The organism is Pseudomonas sp. NDM (assembly GCF_003105095.1).
Taxonomy (GTDB): domain Bacteria; phylum Pseudomonadota; class Gammaproteobacteria; order Pseudomonadales; family Pseudomonadaceae; genus Aquipseudomonas; species Aquipseudomonas moraviensis_A.
This window is the reverse complement of sequence record NZ_QETJ01000009.1, coordinates 62,717-79,209: the sequence shown is the minus strand read 5'-3', so window position 1 is coordinate 79,209 and position 16,493 is coordinate 62,717. Positions and strand designations below refer to the sequence as shown.

Here is a 16,493-nt window from a genome sequence, read left to right as displayed (position 1 = left end):
GTAAAAGCAAACTGCCCTTACTTGCAGCTTGAAGCTTGTGGCTTGTGCCGCCCCATCACCCTTATCTATCTTCCTTCCCCATTTTTATGGGCCTACCTAGACTGCGGCATACTTTCTTTAAGGTAAGCCGCCATGTCCGAGACGCTGCTCAGTTCCCGCAATCTTGCTTTCGAGCTGTACGAAGTCCTTGATGCCGAGGGCCTGACTCGACGTGAGCGCTTTGCCGAGCACAATCGCGAGACTTTCGACGCCGCCATCGGCACCGCGCGCAGCATCGCCGAAAAGTATTTCGCCCCGCACAACCGCAAGGGCGATGAAAACGAGCCGCGCTATGAAGATGGCCAGGCCATTCTGATCCCCGAAGTGAAACCGGCGGTGGATGCCTTCCTCGAGGCGGGATTTCTCAATGCCGCACGCAGTTTCGAAGCCGGCGGCATGCAACTGCCCACCCTGCTGTCGCAAGCCTGCTTCGCGCACTTCCAGTCGGCAAACGCCGCATCGACTTCGTACCCGTTCCTGACCATGGGCGCAGCGAACCTGATCGAAAGCTTCGGCAGCGAAGAACAGAAGCAGCGCTTCCTGCAACCCATGATCGACGGCCGCTTCTTCGGCACCATGGCCCTGACAGAACCCCATGCCGGTTCGTCACTGTCGGATATTCGTACCCGCGCCGAACCCGTATCCGACGGCACCTATCGTCTCAAGGGCAACAAGATCTTCATTTCCGGCGGTGATCATCCGCTCTCGGAAAACATCGTGCACATGGTCTTGGCCAAACTGCCCGACGCGCCGCCGGGAGTGAAAGGTATTTCGCTGTTCATCGTGCCGAAGTTTCTGGTCAACGACGACGGCAGCCTCGGCCAGCGCAACGACGTGCTGCTCGCCGGGCTGTTCCACAAGATGGGCTGGCGTGGCACCACATCTACCGCGCTGAACTTCGGTGATAACGGTGAGTGCGTCGGCTATCTGGTAGGCAAGCCGCACCACGGCTTGAGCTACATGTTCCAAATGATGAACGAAGCGCGGATCGGCGTCGGCATGGGCGCGGTCATGCTCGGTTACGCCGGTTACCTGTATTCACTGGAGTACGCGCGCGAGCGGCCGCAGGGTCGGGTGCCGGACAGCAAGGATCCGACCACGGCGCCGGTGGCGATCATTCAGCACGCGGATGTCAGACGCATGCTGCTGACGCAGAAATCCTACGTCGAAGGTGCCTTCGATCTTGGCCTGTATGCCGCGCGGCTGTTCGATGACACCACGACGCTGGAGACTGAAGCCGAACGCAAGCAGGCGCATGAACTGTTGGACCTGCTGACGCCGATCGTTAAATCCTGGCCCTCGGAGTTCTGCCTGAAGGCCAACGAACTGGCGATCCAGATTCTTGGCGGTCACGGCTACACCCGTGAATACCCGGTGGAGCAGTACTACCGCGACAACCGCCTGAACCCGATCCACGAAGGTACCCACGGTATCCAGTCGCTGGATTTGCTCGGACGCAAGCTGGCGCAGAACGGTGGCGCCGGGTTGAAGCAATTGATTCGCTTGATCGCCAACACCGCGCAACGCGCGACCGCGTACGACTCGCTGAGCGCACTGCGCGAACCGCTGGAAAAACTCGTTGCCCGCCTGCAAACCGTGACCATCGGCCTGCTCACCGATCTGGCCCAGGGCAAGGTCAACAGCAGCCTGGCGAACTCGGCGCTGTACCTGAAAGTGTTCGGCCACGCGGTGATCGGCTGGCGCTGGCTGGAACAGGCAATTCGCGCCGAGGAAGGCCTGGCCAAAGGGCATGCGGCGGATGTCGACTTCTATAAGGGCAAGTTGCAGGCGGCGCGGTACTTCCTGACGTGGGAAGTGCCGGGCTGCCAGCATGAGCTGGACTTGCTGGAGGCGCGGGATGATACGTGTCTGACGATGCGCGAGGAGTGGTTCTGATCCGACGGCTGTTCAGCGCTTCAAACCTTCGCGAGCAGGCTTGCTCCCACAGGGTTCGGTGGCGTTCACACACCCAGTGAATCACCACGATAACTGTGAGAGCGGGCTTGCCCGCGAAAGGGCCGGAGCTGACGACACATCAGCCCAGCGTGAATCCACTCATCTGCACGCCAGCAACCCGATCAACCCTGATTGATCGTCTTGGCAATGGTCTCGACCGTGGCGCTGACTTGCTCTTGATAACGCTCGAGTTCTTCTTTGTGCTGCTTCTTCATTTCAATCTGCTGCGAGCACAGATTCATCGCGGCCAACACCAGCAAACGGTCGCCGATCAGCGTCGGGTATTTGCGCTTGGTGTCTTCCAGCGCGGCCTTGAGCATCATCGCCGCATCCAGCAGGGTCTGTTCTTCCCCGGCCGGTGCCTTGATCGAATAGTCCTCGCCAAGAATGGAGATGACTTTTACCCCTGCTGTGCCGTGGTTCATGCGCTGACGGGACCTGCGTTGACGCGATCGACCAGTGCCTGGATGCGCGCGGCGGTGGCGCCGTGTTTTTCTTCCTGCTCCATCAGGTTCAGTTGCAGGTTTTCGTTTTCATCCTTGGCCTGGGCCAGTTCCGTGGACAGGGTCTGGTTGGTCTGCAGCAAGGTCTGGTTCTGTTGCACCAGGTCGCTGACGAGCTGTTCCAATTGGCTGAGGGATGCTTCCAACATTTTGATCTTCCAAGCGTTTTTCAAAGGGCGCGTACGATAAAGAAAAGTCACCACGGATGCCAGGGTTAAACCGGCGCAAGGCCTTGATTTGCCTGGGTGGCGAAGCTTCTCGCGAGTTTAAAAGACTGTGATTGGTCGATCTGGTTCCTGCACTTCGTCGCTCAGGCGGGTGTGCGACAAATACGCACACCACCTCAAGACTTTAGTCGTATGACCGATAAGTCACCCATACAGCAGTCTCAGCCCGCATGGATGCGGCCCTTTTCGGTATCCGCCCATGTCCCTCCGCAATATGAATATCGCCCCACGGGCGTTCACCGGCTTCGCCCTGATTGGCGGCCTGATGTTGATTCTCGGCGTGTTTGCCCTGAACCAGATGAGCAAGATCCGCGCGGCCGGCGAAGACATCGCCACCGCCAGCGTGCCATCGATCAAGGCCCTCGACGAATTCACCCAGCTGACCCTGCGCCTTCGCGTGCTGTCCTACCGCTTGCTGATCAACCGCGAACCCGATGTGCAGCAGAAAACCATCGAACTGTTCGACCTGCGCAACCGCCAGATCAGCGATGCGCAGCGCGCATACGAGCCGCTGATCGAAGGTCCGCAGGAACGCGCGGCATACGATCAGTACGTGCAGTTGCTGGCGCAGTACCGTCAGCTTGAAGAGCGCATGAAAACCCTGTCGCGCAACAATCAGGTCGACGAGTTGCGGCAGATGCTCAACAGCGATTTGCTGAGCAATTCGGAAGCGGTGAATACCGCGCTGGCGCGTTTGCTGGAGATCAATACCCAGCAAATCGCCGAAACCGATCAGGGCGCCAAGGATCAGTACTCGATGTCGTTCGATCTGGTCGTCACTCTGCTGGTGATCGCCAGCGGCTTGACCTTGCTGTTCGCCTGGCTGCTGACCGTGAGCATTACCAAACCGATTTCCAAGGCACTCGAAGCGGCGGAAACCATCGCCGAAGGCAACCTGACCCAGCCGATCCATGTCGATGGCGAAGATGAAGCCGGGCGCCTGCTGGCGGCGATGGCCAAGATGCAATCGAAGCTGCGCGACACCTTGCAGCGCATTTCCGGGTCGGCCACGCAGCTGGCCTCCGCCGCTGAAGAATTGAACAGCGTCACCGACGAAAGTGCTCGCGGCCTGACCCAGCAGAACAACGAAATCGAGCAGGCGGCCACTGCCGTCAACGAGATGACCAGTGCCGTCGAAGAAGTCGCGCGCAACGCGGTCAGCACTTCGGAAGCCTCGAAAAACGCCACCACTTCGGCGGGCGACGGTCGTGATCTGGTGCAGGAAACCGTCAGCGCCATCGAACGCATGAGCGCCGATGTGCAGAGCACGGCTTCGCTGATCGGCGACCTGGCCAATGAATCCCGCGACATCGGCAAGGTGCTCGACGTGATTCGTGGCCTGGCCGACCAGACCAACCTGCTGGCATTGAACGCAGCGATCGAAGCGGCCCGCGCCGGTGAGGCCGGTCGTGGTTTCGCCGTTGTGGCGGACGAAGTGCGCGCGCTGGCCCATCGCACCCAGCAGTCGACCAGCGAAATCGAACGCATGATCGGCAGCATCCAGAGCGGCACCGAACACGCCGTGGATTCGATGCGCAACAGCACCGAGCGCGCCGAATCGACGCTAAACATCGCCCGTGGCGCAGGGATGTCCCTGGACACGATCAACAGCGCCATCGTCGAAATCAACGAGCGCAACCTGGTCATCGCCAGCGCCGCCGAAGAGCAGGCGCAGGTGGCGCGGGAAGTCGACCGCAATCTGGTCAACATCCGTGATCTGTCGGTGCAATCAGCGACCGGCGCGAGTCAGACCAGTGCGGCGAGCAACGAGCTGTCGCGGTTGGCGCTGGATCTGAACAACATGGTTGGGCGGTTCAGCCTGTAAATTTTGAGATCAAGGTCAAAAGCCCCTCACCCCAGCCCTCTCCCAGAGGGAGAGGGGGAAAGGGAGCAGATCTCTGTGCTGTTCAAACCTGAGTTCGACTCAGGAACTTCAGGTCGATGTATCTCGCATGATCAACGCGGTCGGTCCCCTCTCCCTCTGGGAGAGGGCTAGGGTGAGGGCCGCAATCGTCCGCCTGCCGCAAATCCTGATGCCACCCTGAAAAGCTTTTTGACAGCATCACATTTCAACAGGTTAGAATCGCTGGCACGCAGACTGCATGGTCAGTTTGTGCCCCCGTCTTTACGCTTCTGGAGTACTGCCTTTGAATGCGACGACCATCAACAGCCTGTTCTTGATCGGCGCGTTGCTGGTAGGCGCAAGCATTCTTGTCAGCTCGCTTTCTTCACGTCTCGGCATTCCGATTCTGGTCATCATCCTCGCGGTCGGCATGAGTGCCGGGGTCGATGGTGGCGGGATCATCTTCGATAACTACCCGACGGCCTATCTGGTCGGCAACCTCGCTCTGGCGGTGATCCTGCTCGACGGCGGTTTGCGCACGCGGGTGTCGAGTTTCCGCGTGGCGTTATGGCCGGCGCTGTCGCTGGCCACGGTCGGTGTATTGATCACCACCGGGCTGACCGGCATGGCCGCGGCGTGGCTGTTCGACCTCAATCTGATTCAGGGCCTGCTGATCGGCGCCATCGTCGGTTCGACCGACGCCGCTGCGGTGTTCTCGTTGCTCGGCGGTAAAGGGCTGAACGAGCGGGTCACCGCCAGTCTGGAAATCGAATCCGGCAGCAACGACCCGATGGCGGTGTTTCTCACCGTTACCCTCATCGACATGCTCGCCAGCGGCCAGACCGGCCTGCACTGGAGCCTGCTGACCCACCTGATCCGCGAATTCGGCATTGGTGGCGTGATCGGTCTGGGCGGCGGCTGGGTAATGTTGCAACTGGTCAACCGCATCAACCTCGCGGCCGGCCTGTACCCGATTCTGATCATCGCCGGCGGCCTGGTGGTGTTCGCGCTGACCAACGCCCTGCATGGCAGCGGCTTTCTCGCCGTGTACCTGTGCGGTCTGGTGATCGGCAACCGCCCGGTGCGCAGCCGCCACGGCATTCTGCACATGCTCGACGGCATGGCCTGGCTGGCGCAGATCGGCATGTTCCTGGTGCTGGGGCTGCTGGTCACGCCCCATGATCTGCTGCCGATCGCCCTGCCCGCCCTCGGTCTGGCGCTGTGGATGATCCTGTTCGCGCGGCCGCTGTCGGTGATGGTCGGTCTGCTGCCGTTCAAGGCCTTCCACGGTCGCGAAAAAGCCTTTATTTCCTGGGTCGGTCTGCGCGGCGCGGTGCCGATCATTCTCGCGGTATTCCCGCTGATGGCCGGGCTGCCGCAAGCGCAGCTCTACTTCAATCTCGCGTTCTTCATCGTGCTGGTGTCGCTGCTGGTGCAGGGCACGAGCCTGCCGTGGGTGGCCAAGCTGCTCAAGGTGACGGTACCGCCAGAACCAGCGCCGATCTCCCGGGCGGCGCTGGAAGTGCACGTGACCAGCGAGTGGGAACTGTTCGTTTACAAGCTCGGCGCCGAGAAATGGTGCATCGGTTCGCCCCTGCGTGAACTGAAAATGCCCGAAGGCACCCGCATCGCGGCACTGTTTCGTGGCCAGCAACTGCTCCATCCGTCGGGTAGTACGGTGCTGGAAGTCGATGATTTGCTGTGTGTTATTGGCCATGAACACAACTTGTCGGCCCTCGGCAAACTGTTCAGCCAGGCGCCGCAACGCGGTCTCGATCTGCGTTTCTTCGGCGACTTCGTGCTCGAAGGAGACGCCCAGCTTAAAGCGGTTGCAGCGCTGTATGGCTTGCCGGCCGAAGGCATCGATCCGGACATGACGCTGGGGGCATTCATCGCCCAGAAAGTCGGGGGCGCACCCATCGTCGGTGACCAGGTGGAGTGGAACAATACCCACTGGACGGTCGCGGTCATGGACGGGAACAAGATCGGCAAAGTGGGCGTCAGATTCCCCGAAGGAAGTCGCCCGGGCCCCGGACTCTTCCTCTAAACTGCCTCCACTCTCACTTGCTTGACCGGTCTCTATGCCTACCCTGCGCTCCTTTTTCGCCGCGGCCCTGCTGGGCCTCAGTCTTGTCGTCGGCCCGCTGCATGCTGCCGAACCACCGTCCAGCGACGCCGTGCAGGCCAGCCTCGACAAGCTGGCCGACAGCAAACTGCCGGACGCCGACAAGAAGACTTTGCAGACCGTCCTGCAGAACACCCTCAATCAGCTCAATAACGAGCGTGATTACGAGCAGAAGCTGATCGATCTCAAGCGTCAGCTGGCCAATGCGCCGAAGCTGACGATTGAAAACACCCGCGAACTGAGCCGCCTCAAAGCCACTGCACCGGTGCCGGTAGCGCAACGTTTTCCGAAAGAGTCGATCCAGCAACTGGAGCAGATCCTCACCGATCGCTCGACGCAGCAAAGCGATCTGCAAAAAGCCCTGGCCGAAGCCAACAGCCTGATCATCACCGCGCAGACTCGTCCCGAACGTGCTCAGGCAGAGATTTCCGCCAGCCAGACGCGCATCCAGCAGATCAACACCATCCTCAAATCCGGCAAGGACACCGGCAAAACGGTCACCGCCGAACAGCGCGACCAGTTGAATGCCGAACTGGCCGCACTCAATGCGTTGATTCCGCTGCGCCGTCAGGAACTGGCCGGCAACACTCAATTGCAGGATCTGGGCAACGCCCAGCATGACTTGCTCTCGGAGAAATCCGATCGCCTCGACCGCGAAATCCAGGAACTGCAGACCCTGATCAACCAGAAGCGTCTGGCGCAGTCGCAGGAAACCGTTACTCAGCAATCGATCGAAGCGCAGAAGGCCGGGGGCAGCAGCCTGCTGGCGAGCGAGAGTGCAACCAACCTCAAGCTTTCCGACTATTTGCTCAAGAGCACCGACCGTCTCAACGAAGTCACGCAGCAGAACCTGCAGACCAAACAGCAACTCGACACCCTGACCCAGAGCGATTCAGCGCTGGACGAGCAGATCAACGTGTTGAAGGGCAGCCTGCTCCTGTCCAAGATTCTCTACAAACAAAAACAGGCACTTCCCCATTTGAAGGTCGACCGCGACCTCGCCGACCAGATTGCCGATATTCGCCTCTATCAATTCGACGTCAGCCAGCAACGCGAACTGCTCAGCAACCCGGCGACCTATGTCGACAATCTGCTGGCCACGCAGCCGCCGGAGCAGGTCACTCCGCAGTTGCGCAAGAGCCTGCTCGATCTGGCCAACACTCGCGCCGATCTGCTCGAGCGGCTGAACCGCGAATTGAGCGCGATGCTCAATGAGTCGATCACCCTGCAGCTCAATCAGAAACAATTGCTCAGCACTGCGCAGAGCCTGCGCGCGACCCTCGACGAACAGATGTTCTGGATCCCCAGCAACAAGCCACTGGACGTGGAATGGATGCGCGGTGTGCCGGAGCGGCTGGAGCGGCAGGTGAACACCCTGCCCTGGGCATCGAGCCTGAGCGAACTGACCGACGGCCTGACCCAGCGCCCCTTGTTGTTCCTGCCGCTGGCGTTGCTGATCGGCGCCCTGTTGTGGCGACGCAAGGCGCTGTACGGAAGACTCAACAAGGTTCACCAGGACATCGGCCACTTCAAGCGCGACAGCCAATGGCACACGCCGCAGGCAATCTTGATCAATATTTTGCTGGCGATGCCGGTGGCGCTGGGTCTGGCGCTGTGCGGTCTGGCCTTGCAGATCGACGCGCGCGGGCAGAACGCCAACATGGGCGCGGCGCTGTTGCAGATGGGCCAGGCCTGGCTGGTGTTCTACACCGCGTACCGGATCCTCGCGCCGGGTGGCGTGGCGGAATTGCACTTCCGCTGGGAGAAACCGCAGGTCGAGTTCCTTCAGGGCTGGGTACGTCGACTCGGCTTGGTAGTGATGGCGTTGGTCGCGGTGGTGGCGGTTGCCGAGTTGCAACCGGCGGCGCTGGCCGATGACGTGCTTGGCATGCCGGTGGTGCTGACCTGCTACGCCTTGATGGCGTGGCTGCTCAGTCGCCTGCTGATCAGCAGCCCGACGCACCAGAATGCTTCGCTGTTCCGCAAAGCCGTCGGGGTGATGTTCACTCTGCTGCCGATCGCCCTGTTTGTTGCGGTGTGCTTCGGCTACTACTACACCGCGCTGAAACTCAGCGACCGCTTGATCAATACCTTGTACCTGCTGATGTTCTGGCTGGTCATCGAAGCCACCTTCGTGCGTGGTCTGAGCGTTGCCGCGCGGCGTCTGGCTTACCAGCGCGCGCTGGCGAAACGGCAGGCGGCGAAGGAGGCGGGCGACGGCGAAGCGGTGATCGAAGAGCCGACGCTGGACATCGAGAAGGTCAACGAACAGTCCCTGCGCCTGATTCGTCTGGCCCTGCTCGGCGGTTTCATCGCGGCGCTGTACTGGGTCTGGTCGGACCTGATTTCGGTGTTCTCGTATCTGGACAACATCACCCTCTACGAATACACCAGCGGCACCGGCGCCAACATGAGCATGGTGCCGATCAGCATCGGCGACATGCTCGGCGCGCTGATCATCATCGGCATTACCTTCGCCCTCGCGCGCAACTTGCCCGGCCTGCTCGAAGTGTTCGTGCTGTCCAAGCTCAACCTGGCCCAGGGCAGCGCTTATGCGACAACGACGCTGCTGTCCTACGTGATTGCCGGCGTTGGTTTTGTCACCACCCTGTCGACCCTCGGCGTCAGCTGGGACAAGCTGCAATGGCTGGTGGCGGCGCTGTCGGTGGGTCTGGGTTTCGGTATGCAGGAGATCTTCGCCAACTTCATCTCCGGCATCATGATCCTCTTCGAACGCCCGGTGCGGATCGGCGACACCATCACCATCGGCAACCTGTCGGGCACGGTGAGCAAGATCCGCATCCGCGCTACAACCATCACCGACTTCGACCGCAAGGACATCATTGTCCCGAACAAAACGTTCATCACCGGGCAACTGATCAACTGGTCGCTGACCGATACCATCACTCGGGTAACGTTGAAACTCGGCGTCGATTACGGCTCGGATCTGGACCTGGTCAAGGAACTGCTGCTCAAGGCGGCCCGGGAGAATCCGCGCGTGCTGAAGGAACCGGAGCCGCACGTGTACTTCCTCAACTTCGGCGAAAGCACCCTCGACCACGAACTGCGCATGCATGTACGCGATCTGGGTGACCGTAACCCGGTGCTCGACGAGGTCAACCGCTTCATCAACCGCGAGTTCAAGAAGCAGCACATCAACATCTCGTTCCGGCAGATGGAGGTTTACCTGAAGAATCTGCACGGCCAGGAATACAAGATGGTGCCGGTGGAACCGGAGAACAAAACCATCGTGCCGATCGTCGACGGGCAGAAACCGTTGTCGGAACCGCCGCCGGGCAAACTCGACTAACCGTCATGATCCCAGCAGAATGCTCGGACATTCTGCTGGAGCCGGCCCGTGAAAGCCCTCGACGAACTGACTTTCGACAACCGCTTCGCCCGTCTCGGCGACGCGTTCTCTGCGCACGTACTGCCGGAGCCGATCGACAACCCGCGTCTGGTGGTCGCCAGCCCGGCCGCCCTGGCTCTGCTGGATCTCGATGCGGCCAGCGCCGAAACCGAAGAATTCGCGCAACTGTTCGGCGGCCACAAACTCTGGGCCGACGCCGAACCCCGAGCGATGGTGTATTCCGGGCATCAGTTCGGCGGCTATACCCCGCAACTGGGTGACGGCCGCGGTTTGCTGCTGGGCGAGGTCTACAACAACGCCGGCGAGCATTGGGACTTGCACCTCAAGGGCGCCGGACAAACACCGTTTTCGCGCATGGGCGATGGCCGCGCGGTGCTGCGTTCCTCGATTCGCGAATTTCTCGCTTCCGAAGCGCTATACGCGTTGAACATTCCGTCTTCCCGGGCCGCCTGCGTGATCGGCTCCGACACGCCCGTCTGGCGTGAAAAGCAGGAACGCGCGGCGATGGTGCTGCGCCTGGCGCCGAGCCATATCCGCTTCGGCCACTTCGAATATTTCTACTACACCAAACGCCCCGAGCAGCAGAAACAGCTCGCTGAGCATGTGCTGGCGATGCACTTCCCCGAATGCCTTGAGCAACCGGAACCGTATCTGGCGATGTTCCGCGAGATCGTCGAGCGCAACGCCGAACTGATCGCCAAGTGGCAGGCTTATGGCTTCTGCCACGGCGTGATGAACACCGACAACATGTCGATCCTCGGCATCACCTTCGACTTCGGCCCGTTCGCTTTCCTCAATGACTTCGACGCGCATTTCATCTGCAACCACTCCGATGATCAGGGCCGCTACTCGTTCAGCAATCAGGTGCCGGTCGGCCAGTGGAACCTCAGCGCCCTCGCCCAGGCACTGACGCCGTTCATCAGCGTCGAGGCCCTGCGTGAAACCCTCGGCCTGTACCTGCCGCTGTTCCAGGCGCACTATCTCGACCTGATGCGCCGCCGCTTCGGCTTCACCACCGCCGAGGACGATGACCAGCAACTGCTGGAAAACCTGCTGCAACTGATGCAGAACAGCGGCGTCGACTTCACACTGTTCTTCCGCCGCCTCGGTGAAGATTCAGCCGAACAGGCCATTGCCCGCCTGCGCGATGACTTCGTCGATATCAAGGGTTTCGATGCCTGGGGCGAACGCTACGTCGCCCGGGTGGCCCGCGAAGGCGATGCCGATCAGGCACAACGCCGCGCGCGGATGCACGCGGTCAATCCGCTGTACATCCTGCGCAATTACCTGGCGCAAAAGGCCATTGATGCGGCTGAGCAAGGCGATTATTCCGAGGTGCGCCGGCTGCATGCGGTGCTGAGCAAACCGTTTGAGGAACAGCCGGGAATGGAAAGTTACGCCGAGCGACCGCCGGAGTGGGGCAAGCATTTGGAGATCAGTTGTTCGTCGTGAGCAAGGTCAGGTGAACACGTCGATAGGCACATTGAAACGTTCGGCCAACCAGCGAATCTGGCGCAAGTTGAGCTTGCGCTTACCGCTCAAAATCTCCGAGACAACCGATTGAGTACCAACACCCGGTAAATCGCTCTGGGTCAGGCCGTGCTCGCGCATCATGTAACCGAGAACCTCTTCGCCACTTGCCTTAGCCATGGGGTGATGGGTGCGATCCCATTCCTCGATCCAGTCACCGATGATGTCCACCAAGCTCATCAACGGGTGCGACTCATCATCGCCGGTAATTTCCAGCAGTTCGTCAATTGCCGATACCAGAGCGTCGTAGTCGTCTTCGTCGTCCGGTCTACGCAAAAGCTCGGAGAGGGAAAAGCGTTTCGCAGTCTTGGTGGTCATTGCATGGAAGTCCAAGAGAAATATCGTTGAGGGCTGCACAAGATTACCGACTCGATGAAATCCAGATAGTCAGCCTCCACACCGATATGCGTAGGCGCTTTCCTCAAATAAAGAAGGTCATGACTTACAGAACAATTACTTGATAATCGCGACTTCGACTCCAGATCAGTCTTCAAAGACTTCCTGCCCGAGAGCCCATCATGACCACCCCACTCCTCATCCCCTGCCCCACCTGCAACGGCCTCAACCGCATCCCCGCCGAGCGCCTGGCTGACCAGCCCAAATGCGGGCGCTGCAAGTCTGCGGTGCTGTTGAGCAAACCCTTCGAACTCAAGCAAGGTGATTACGCCAGTCAGATCAAGGGTGATCTGCCGTTGCTGGTAGATGTGTGGGCCGAGTGGTGCGGGCCGTGCAAGTCGTTTGCGCCGGTGTTTGAACAGGCCGCGGCGCAGTTGGCGGGCAAGTGTCGACTGGCCAAGCTCGACAGCGAGGCGAACCAGCAGTTGTCGGCACAGTTGGGGATTCGCTCGATTCCGAGTCTGATTCTGTTTAAAAACGGCAGGGAAGTGGCGCGCCAGAGTGGGGCGCTTCCGTTGCCGCAGTTGATGGCTTGGCTGCGTAGCCAAGGCATCTGACACAACCAGATCACCCTGTGGGAGCGAGCCTGCTCGCGAAGGCGGCACCTCGGTTCATCGCCAGCCGCAATTCCCATAAGACCACGAACCGATGTCAGTTCCCATCACCCTGGCACCCGCTCATTGGCAAACATGCTCACCGCATCCACGGCCTCACTGGCGCCGTCGCGAATCTGCAGAATCACCGTCCCGGCCTGATTGGCAAGTTCCACGCCTTCGGCCGCGCGGTCGCGGGTGCCTTGCATGCTTTTGATCGCCTGCCGTGTTTCGCTCTGGATCAGACTGATCATGTTGGAAATTTCGGCAGTGGAGCCGCTGGTGCGCGCCGCCAGTTGCCGCACTTCATCGGCGACCACGGCAAAACCGCGCCCCTGTTCACCGGCGCGTGCCGCTTCGATGGCTGCGTTGAGGGCGAGCAGGTTGGTCTGATCGGCAATCGCGCGGATGGTGTTGACGATGGCGGTGATCTGCTCGGAGCGGTCGCCCAGTTGCGCGATCAATGTTGAAGACTGGCTGATGTCTTCGGCGATTTCGCGCATTTCGCTGGCAGCCTGTTGAATTACTTGCGTACCTTGCTCCGCGACTTTTCGCGTCGCCACCGAGATGTGATAAGCGGTACTGGCACTACGCGCGTCCTGCTCGTGTTGTTCGACACGGGCGGTGACGTCCGAAGCGAACTTGACCACTTTGTACAAGCGCCCCGAAGCGTCGTAGACCGGGTTGTAGTTGGCCTCCAGCCACACGGTCTGGCCGCGTTTGTCCACGCGTTCGAACTGACCGTGGAAGAACTCTCCCTGATTCAGGCGCCGCCAGAAATCCTGATAGGCGCTGCTGTTGACCAGCGCCGGGGTGCAGAACAAACGGTGATGCTGGCCCTTGAGCTCCGCGAGGTTGTAACCCATACGCGTGAGAAAATTCTGGTTGGCGGTAAGAATGTTGCCCTCTAGATCGAACTCGATCACTGCCATCGCGCGATCGATTGCCTGCAACTTGGCGTTGGCCTCGTTTTCCTGCTGCACTTTGCTGGTGACATCCATCGCGTACTTGACCACTTTGATCACCCGTCCCGATGCATCCTTGATCGGGTTGTAACTGGCCTCGAGCCAGATCGGCTGGCCTTGGCTGTTGACCCGCTCAAAGGTGCCGGACTGGAACTGGCCGTTTTTCAGGCGCGACCACAACTCAGTGTATTGGGCGCTACGACCGAATTCCGCCGTGCAGAAATGCCGGTGTGGCTGGCCGATTGCCTGGGCAGCCGTGTAACCCATGGTCTTGAGGAAATTGTCATTGGCACGCAACACCACGCCATCAAGATCGAACTCGATCACCGCCATTGAACGGTTGATCGCTTCGAGCATTGCAGCTTGGTCAAAAACGGTGTGTTGCAGTTCTTCGAGGGCGGCTTTGTGGCGATTGAAAAACATGCTTGCGATACTCGGGAGTGGGGAAAATCAAAAGGATTCAGTCCCTATTCCTGCGCCGGCAGACCGAAATGCACAGGCGGCATTTCGGCGGTGACTGCTCAATGCCAGCGTTCCGTTACTGGCAGATGGCTACTTATACAAAACTTCATAAAGTTGTACAAGAAAGGAATTTTTGCCGAGTTTGTATAACTTTTTGCTAAATTAGTTGTACGCGTTTCGCGACCTGCCTCGGCTACAAAGTAAGTCAGCGTTGATATCGCGCCAGGAACATCTCCAGCGCCGACTCGGCAACCGAGTCCTGCGCGTCTGGATCAAGGGCTGCGCGTCCGAGCGAGATCTGCGGCCAGAATGCAAACGCCTTGAGCAAACCTTGCACCTGATGCGCAGCGAACTCGGGATCCACCGGTTTGAGCCGGCCGTCGGCTTGCGCCTCGCGTATCCAGACAGTCAGGCCTTCCTCGCGCTCGCCCATGCGCTCGATCATGTTCTGCGCGCGCTCGGGGGAATGAATGGTTGCGGCGATTGCGACCCGCGCGAGGGTGAGGAAATTCTCGTCGGCCATCATTTGCACTTTCTCGCGCAACATTTGCCGCAATTGCTCGCTCAGTGGTTGCTCGCGGTTATAGCGCACCGATGGCTCGGCAATGATCCGCGCCCACAGCTGATTGAGGATTTCGGCGAACAGCTCTTCCTTGCTCGGGAAGTGGTTGTACACCGTACGCTTCGACACGCCGGCCGTGGCGGCGATCTTGTCCATGCTGGTAATTTCGAACCCATGGGCACGGAATTCGGCTATCGCCGCCTGGATGATGGCTTCGCGTTTGCGGTCGGTGAGGCGTTGTGGAGCGGTCATGAGCGGGCTTCGGCAGAGAAGGGAGGAAATTACACTCGGCAGTTTACTTGGCGACGGCTTTGATGCAACCTAGAAACTACACCGCTCAGTGTAATGTTGCGTTAATCCTCGCACCTTACAAACCAGAGCGTTTGGCCTTTGCGTGCAGCTTGGCCATTTTCATTCCCCGTGGAATACCGTGCAGCACACGGTTTTTCGGAGTCGTTCAGTCATGGCCAATCCAGTCTCCCTCCCGGATAACACTCCCACGCCTGAAGCCTCTCGACAGGATCAAGGGCTGTTTCGCAATCACGCGCCGGTGCAACGCGAAGGCCTGCGCAAAATGCTGCGGATCATGTGGAACATGATTTTCCACAAACCGCGCAACACCCGTCCGACCGCCGCCATTCCCGTGCAGCCGCTGACGCGCGAAGATCTGCTCGCAGCGCCCAACCACAGCGTCTATCGCCTCGGGCATTCAACCCTGTTGCTGAAGATGCGCGACAAGTTCTGGATCACCGACCCGGTCTTCGCCGAGCGCGCCTCGCCCGTGCAGTGGGCGGGTCCGAAACGCTTTCATCAGCCACCGATCAGCATTGACCAGTTGCCGCCGATCGAGGCGGTGATCCTCTCGCACAATCATTACGACCATCTCGACTACGAAGCGGTACGCAAACTCGCCGCCAAAACCACGTACTTCCTGACCCCGCTGGGCGTGGGCGACACCCTGATCAAATGGGGCATCGACGCCAGCAAGGTGCGCCAGTACGACTGGTGGCAGGGCACCGAACTCGCCGGCATCCGCTTCATCGCCACACCGTCGCAGCACTTCTCCGGCCGGGGTTTGTTCGACGGCAACAGCACGCTGTGGGCGTCATGGGTGATGATCGACGGCGACACACGCATCTTTTTCAGCGGCGACAGCGGTTACTTCGACGGCTTCAAACGCATCGGCGAACAGTACGGCCCGTTCGACCTGACCCTGATGGAAACCGGTGCCTACAACGTCGAATGGCCCCACGTTCACATGCAACCGGAAGAAACCCTGCAAGCCCACATCGACCTCAAAGGCCGCTGGCTCTTCCCGATCCACAACGGCACCTTCGACCTGGCCATGCACGCCTGGCACGAACCCTTCGACCGCATCCTCGCCCTCGCATGGGAACGCAGCATCGCGATTACCACACCGCGGATGGGTGAAGCGTTCAACATTGCGCATCCAGAACGGGGGAGCGCTTGGTGGATGGCGGTGGAAGAGGAGGGGGAAGCGGTGTTAGAGAACGCATGAATTGCTCAGTTGGTGAGGGGCATCCCCCTCGCCAGCTTATTCAGCCATCGCAAAATCCCCACGCCCCACCGATTCCCCCGCCATACCCTGCGCCCTGACACTGCGCCCCGGTGCGAACCCCGGAAAGAACACCAATCCCTGCGCTTCAAACCGATAAGCCAGTGCCAGCTTCGCGGCATCCGCCACGTCCTGCTGCGCTTCGAATCGCTGAATATCTGCCACTGCCACCTCGGCCTCGCGCGACAGTTGTTCAACGCTCCAGCCCAGCATGGCGCGGGCCTGGACGCAGTGGGTCGGGGTGAACTGGAAGAGGGCAATGCGTTCGAGGACGTGGTTCATCGCAAGAGAGGCCATGGTGTGCTCCGGGCTCAAAAGTGCTGATTGAAAATGTACTGTGTTTTTG

At 60.1% G+C, this 16,493-nt stretch carries 13 protein-coding genes and 1 pseudogene; 8 read left to right on the top strand and 6 right to left on the bottom strand.

Going from position 1 to position 16,493, the window contains the following annotated elements:
* Positions 1-132: 132 nt before the first annotated feature.
* Positions 133-1,935: an acyl-CoA dehydrogenase gene (locus DCO47_RS04380; protein ID WP_116657548.1), complete on the top strand. Its 1,803-nt coding sequence runs from the start codon at positions 133-135 to the stop codon at positions 1,933-1,935.
* A 182-nt stretch (positions 1,936-2,117) separates the two neighbouring features.
* Here the strand turns inward: DCO47_RS04380 and DCO47_RS04375 are convergent, their stop codons facing one another.
* Together DCO47_RS04375 and DCO47_RS04370 are read right to left on the bottom strand one after the other, a co-directional pair.
* Positions 2,118-2,420, bottom strand: a complete 303-nt coding sequence (locus DCO47_RS04375) for a cell division protein ZapA (protein ID WP_116657547.1) — start codon at positions 2,418-2,420, stop codon at positions 2,118-2,120.
* Positions 2,417-2,647: a hypothetical protein gene (locus tag DCO47_RS04370; protein WP_016772015.1), complete on the bottom strand. Its 231-nt coding sequence runs from the start codon at positions 2,645-2,647 to the stop codon at positions 2,417-2,419. The genes DCO47_RS04375 and DCO47_RS04370 overlap by 4 nt, the downstream gene beginning before the upstream one ends.
* A 277-nt stretch (positions 2,648-2,924) precedes the next feature.
* Here DCO47_RS04370 and DCO47_RS27495 point away from each other — a divergent pair.
* The 5 genes and pseudogenes from DCO47_RS27495 to selO form a co-directional block, all read left to right on the top strand.
* Positions 2,925-3,647 (top strand): annotated as a pseudogene (locus DCO47_RS27495) (MCP four helix bundle domain-containing protein); the annotation flags it as partial.
* Between the two features lie 30 nt (positions 3,648-3,677).
* Positions 3,678-4,550, top strand: coding sequence for a methyl-accepting chemotaxis protein (locus tag DCO47_RS27490; RefSeq protein ID WP_371919857.1), 873 nt, complete (start codon positions 3,678-3,680; stop codon positions 4,548-4,550).
* Positions 4,551-4,872: 322 nt separating this feature from the next.
* Positions 4,873-6,615 (top strand): potassium/proton antiporter, encoded by a 1,743-nt coding sequence (locus DCO47_RS04360; protein WP_042608725.1) that lies wholly within the window; start codon positions 4,873-4,875, stop codon positions 6,613-6,615.
* A gap of 34 nt (positions 6,616-6,649) precedes the next feature.
* On the top strand, positions 6,650-10,003 hold the full coding sequence (mscK, locus tag DCO47_RS04355) for a mechanosensitive channel MscK (RefSeq protein WP_064363220.1): 3,354 nt from the start codon (positions 6,650-6,652) through the stop codon (positions 10,001-10,003).
* Between the two features lie 48 nt (positions 10,004-10,051).
* Positions 10,052-11,515, top strand: coding sequence for a protein adenylyltransferase SelO (gene selO / locus DCO47_RS04350; RefSeq protein WP_116657546.1), 1,464 nt, complete (start codon positions 10,052-10,054; stop codon positions 11,513-11,515).
* Between the two features lie 6 nt (positions 11,516-11,521).
* Here selO and DCO47_RS04345 read toward each other — a convergent pair whose 3' ends face one another.
* Complete coding sequence (locus tag DCO47_RS04345) at positions 11,522-11,911, bottom strand: type II toxin-antitoxin system HigA family antitoxin (RefSeq protein ID WP_116657545.1); 390 nt, start codon at positions 11,909-11,911, stop codon at positions 11,522-11,524.
* 200 nt (positions 11,912-12,111) lie between these two features.
* Here DCO47_RS04345 and trxC point away from each other — a divergent pair, with 200 nt between their 5' ends.
* Positions 12,112-12,546: a thioredoxin TrxC gene (gene trxC / locus DCO47_RS04340; protein ID WP_071174171.1), complete on the top strand. Its 435-nt coding sequence runs from the start codon at positions 12,112-12,114 to the stop codon at positions 12,544-12,546.
* Positions 12,547-12,650: 104 nt separating this feature from the next.
* Here the strand turns inward: trxC and DCO47_RS04335 are convergent, their stop codons facing one another.
* Both DCO47_RS04335 and DCO47_RS04330 read right to left on the bottom strand, forming a co-directional pair.
* Positions 12,651-13,970 carry a PAS domain-containing methyl-accepting chemotaxis protein gene (locus DCO47_RS04335; RefSeq protein ID WP_116657544.1) on the bottom strand — a complete coding sequence of 440 codons (1,320 nt, stop codon included), beginning with the start codon at positions 13,968-13,970 and terminating at the stop codon, positions 12,651-12,653.
* Positions 13,971-14,214: 244 nt separating this feature from the next.
* Positions 14,215-14,823 carry a TetR/AcrR family transcriptional regulator gene (locus DCO47_RS04330; RefSeq protein ID WP_064364902.1) on the bottom strand — a complete coding sequence of 203 codons (609 nt, stop codon included), beginning with the start codon at positions 14,821-14,823 and terminating at the stop codon, positions 14,215-14,217.
* 211 nt (positions 14,824-15,034) lie between these two features.
* On the opposite strand from DCO47_RS04330, the gene DCO47_RS04325 reads away from it, so the two are divergent.
* A complete protein-coding gene (locus DCO47_RS04325) occupies positions 15,035-16,090 on the top strand; it encodes an MBL fold metallo-hydrolase (RefSeq protein WP_116657543.1) in 1,056 nt (351 codons plus the stop codon).
* Positions 16,091-16,126: 36 nt separating this feature from the next.
* Here the strand turns inward: DCO47_RS04325 and DCO47_RS04320 are convergent, their stop codons facing one another.
* The gene (locus tag DCO47_RS04320) at positions 16,127-16,444 is read right to left on the bottom strand and encodes an XRE family transcriptional regulator (RefSeq protein WP_116657542.1); all 318 of its coding nucleotides are present in this window, start codon (positions 16,442-16,444) and stop codon (positions 16,127-16,129) included.
* Positions 16,445-16,493: the final 49 nt, after the last annotated feature.

Excerpts from the sequence above, each read along its gene's own strand:
- DCO47_RS04335 (WP_116657544.1), bottom strand. The coding sequence starts at position 13,970 with ATGTTTTTCAATCGCCACAAAGCCGCCCTCGAAGAACTGCAACACACC.
- DCO47_RS04345 (WP_116657545.1), bottom strand. The coding sequence starts at position 11,911 with ATGACCACCAAGACTGCGAAACGCTTTTCCCTCTCCGAGCTTTTGCGT.
- mscK (WP_064363220.1), top strand. The coding sequence starts at position 6,650 with ATGCCTACCCTGCGCTCCTTTTTCGCCGCGGCCCTGCTGGGCCTCAGT.
- trxC (WP_071174171.1), top strand. The coding sequence starts at position 12,112 with ATGACCACCCCACTCCTCATCCCCTGCCCCACCTGCAACGGCCTCAAC.
- DCO47_RS04320 (WP_116657542.1), bottom strand. The coding sequence starts at position 16,444 with ATGGCCTCTCTTGCGATGAACCACGTCCTCGAACGCATTGCCCTCTTC.
- DCO47_RS27490 (WP_371919857.1), top strand. The coding sequence starts at position 3,678 with ATGGCCAAGATGCAATCGAAGCTGCGCGACACCTTGCAGCGCATTTCC.
- DCO47_RS04325 (WP_116657543.1), top strand. The coding sequence starts at position 15,035 with ATGGCCAATCCAGTCTCCCTCCCGGATAACACTCCCACGCCTGAAGCC.
- DCO47_RS04375 (WP_116657547.1), bottom strand. The coding sequence starts at position 2,420 with ATGAACCACGGCACAGCAGGGGTAAAAGTCATCTCCATTCTTGGCGAG.
- DCO47_RS04380 (WP_116657548.1), top strand. The coding sequence starts at position 133 with ATGTCCGAGACGCTGCTCAGTTCCCGCAATCTTGCTTTCGAGCTGTAC.
- DCO47_RS04330 (WP_064364902.1), bottom strand. The coding sequence starts at position 14,823 with ATGACCGCTCCACAACGCCTCACCGACCGCAAACGCGAAGCCATCATC.
- DCO47_RS04370 (WP_016772015.1), bottom strand. The coding sequence starts at position 2,647 with ATGTTGGAAGCATCCCTCAGCCAATTGGAACAGCTCGTCAGCGACCTG.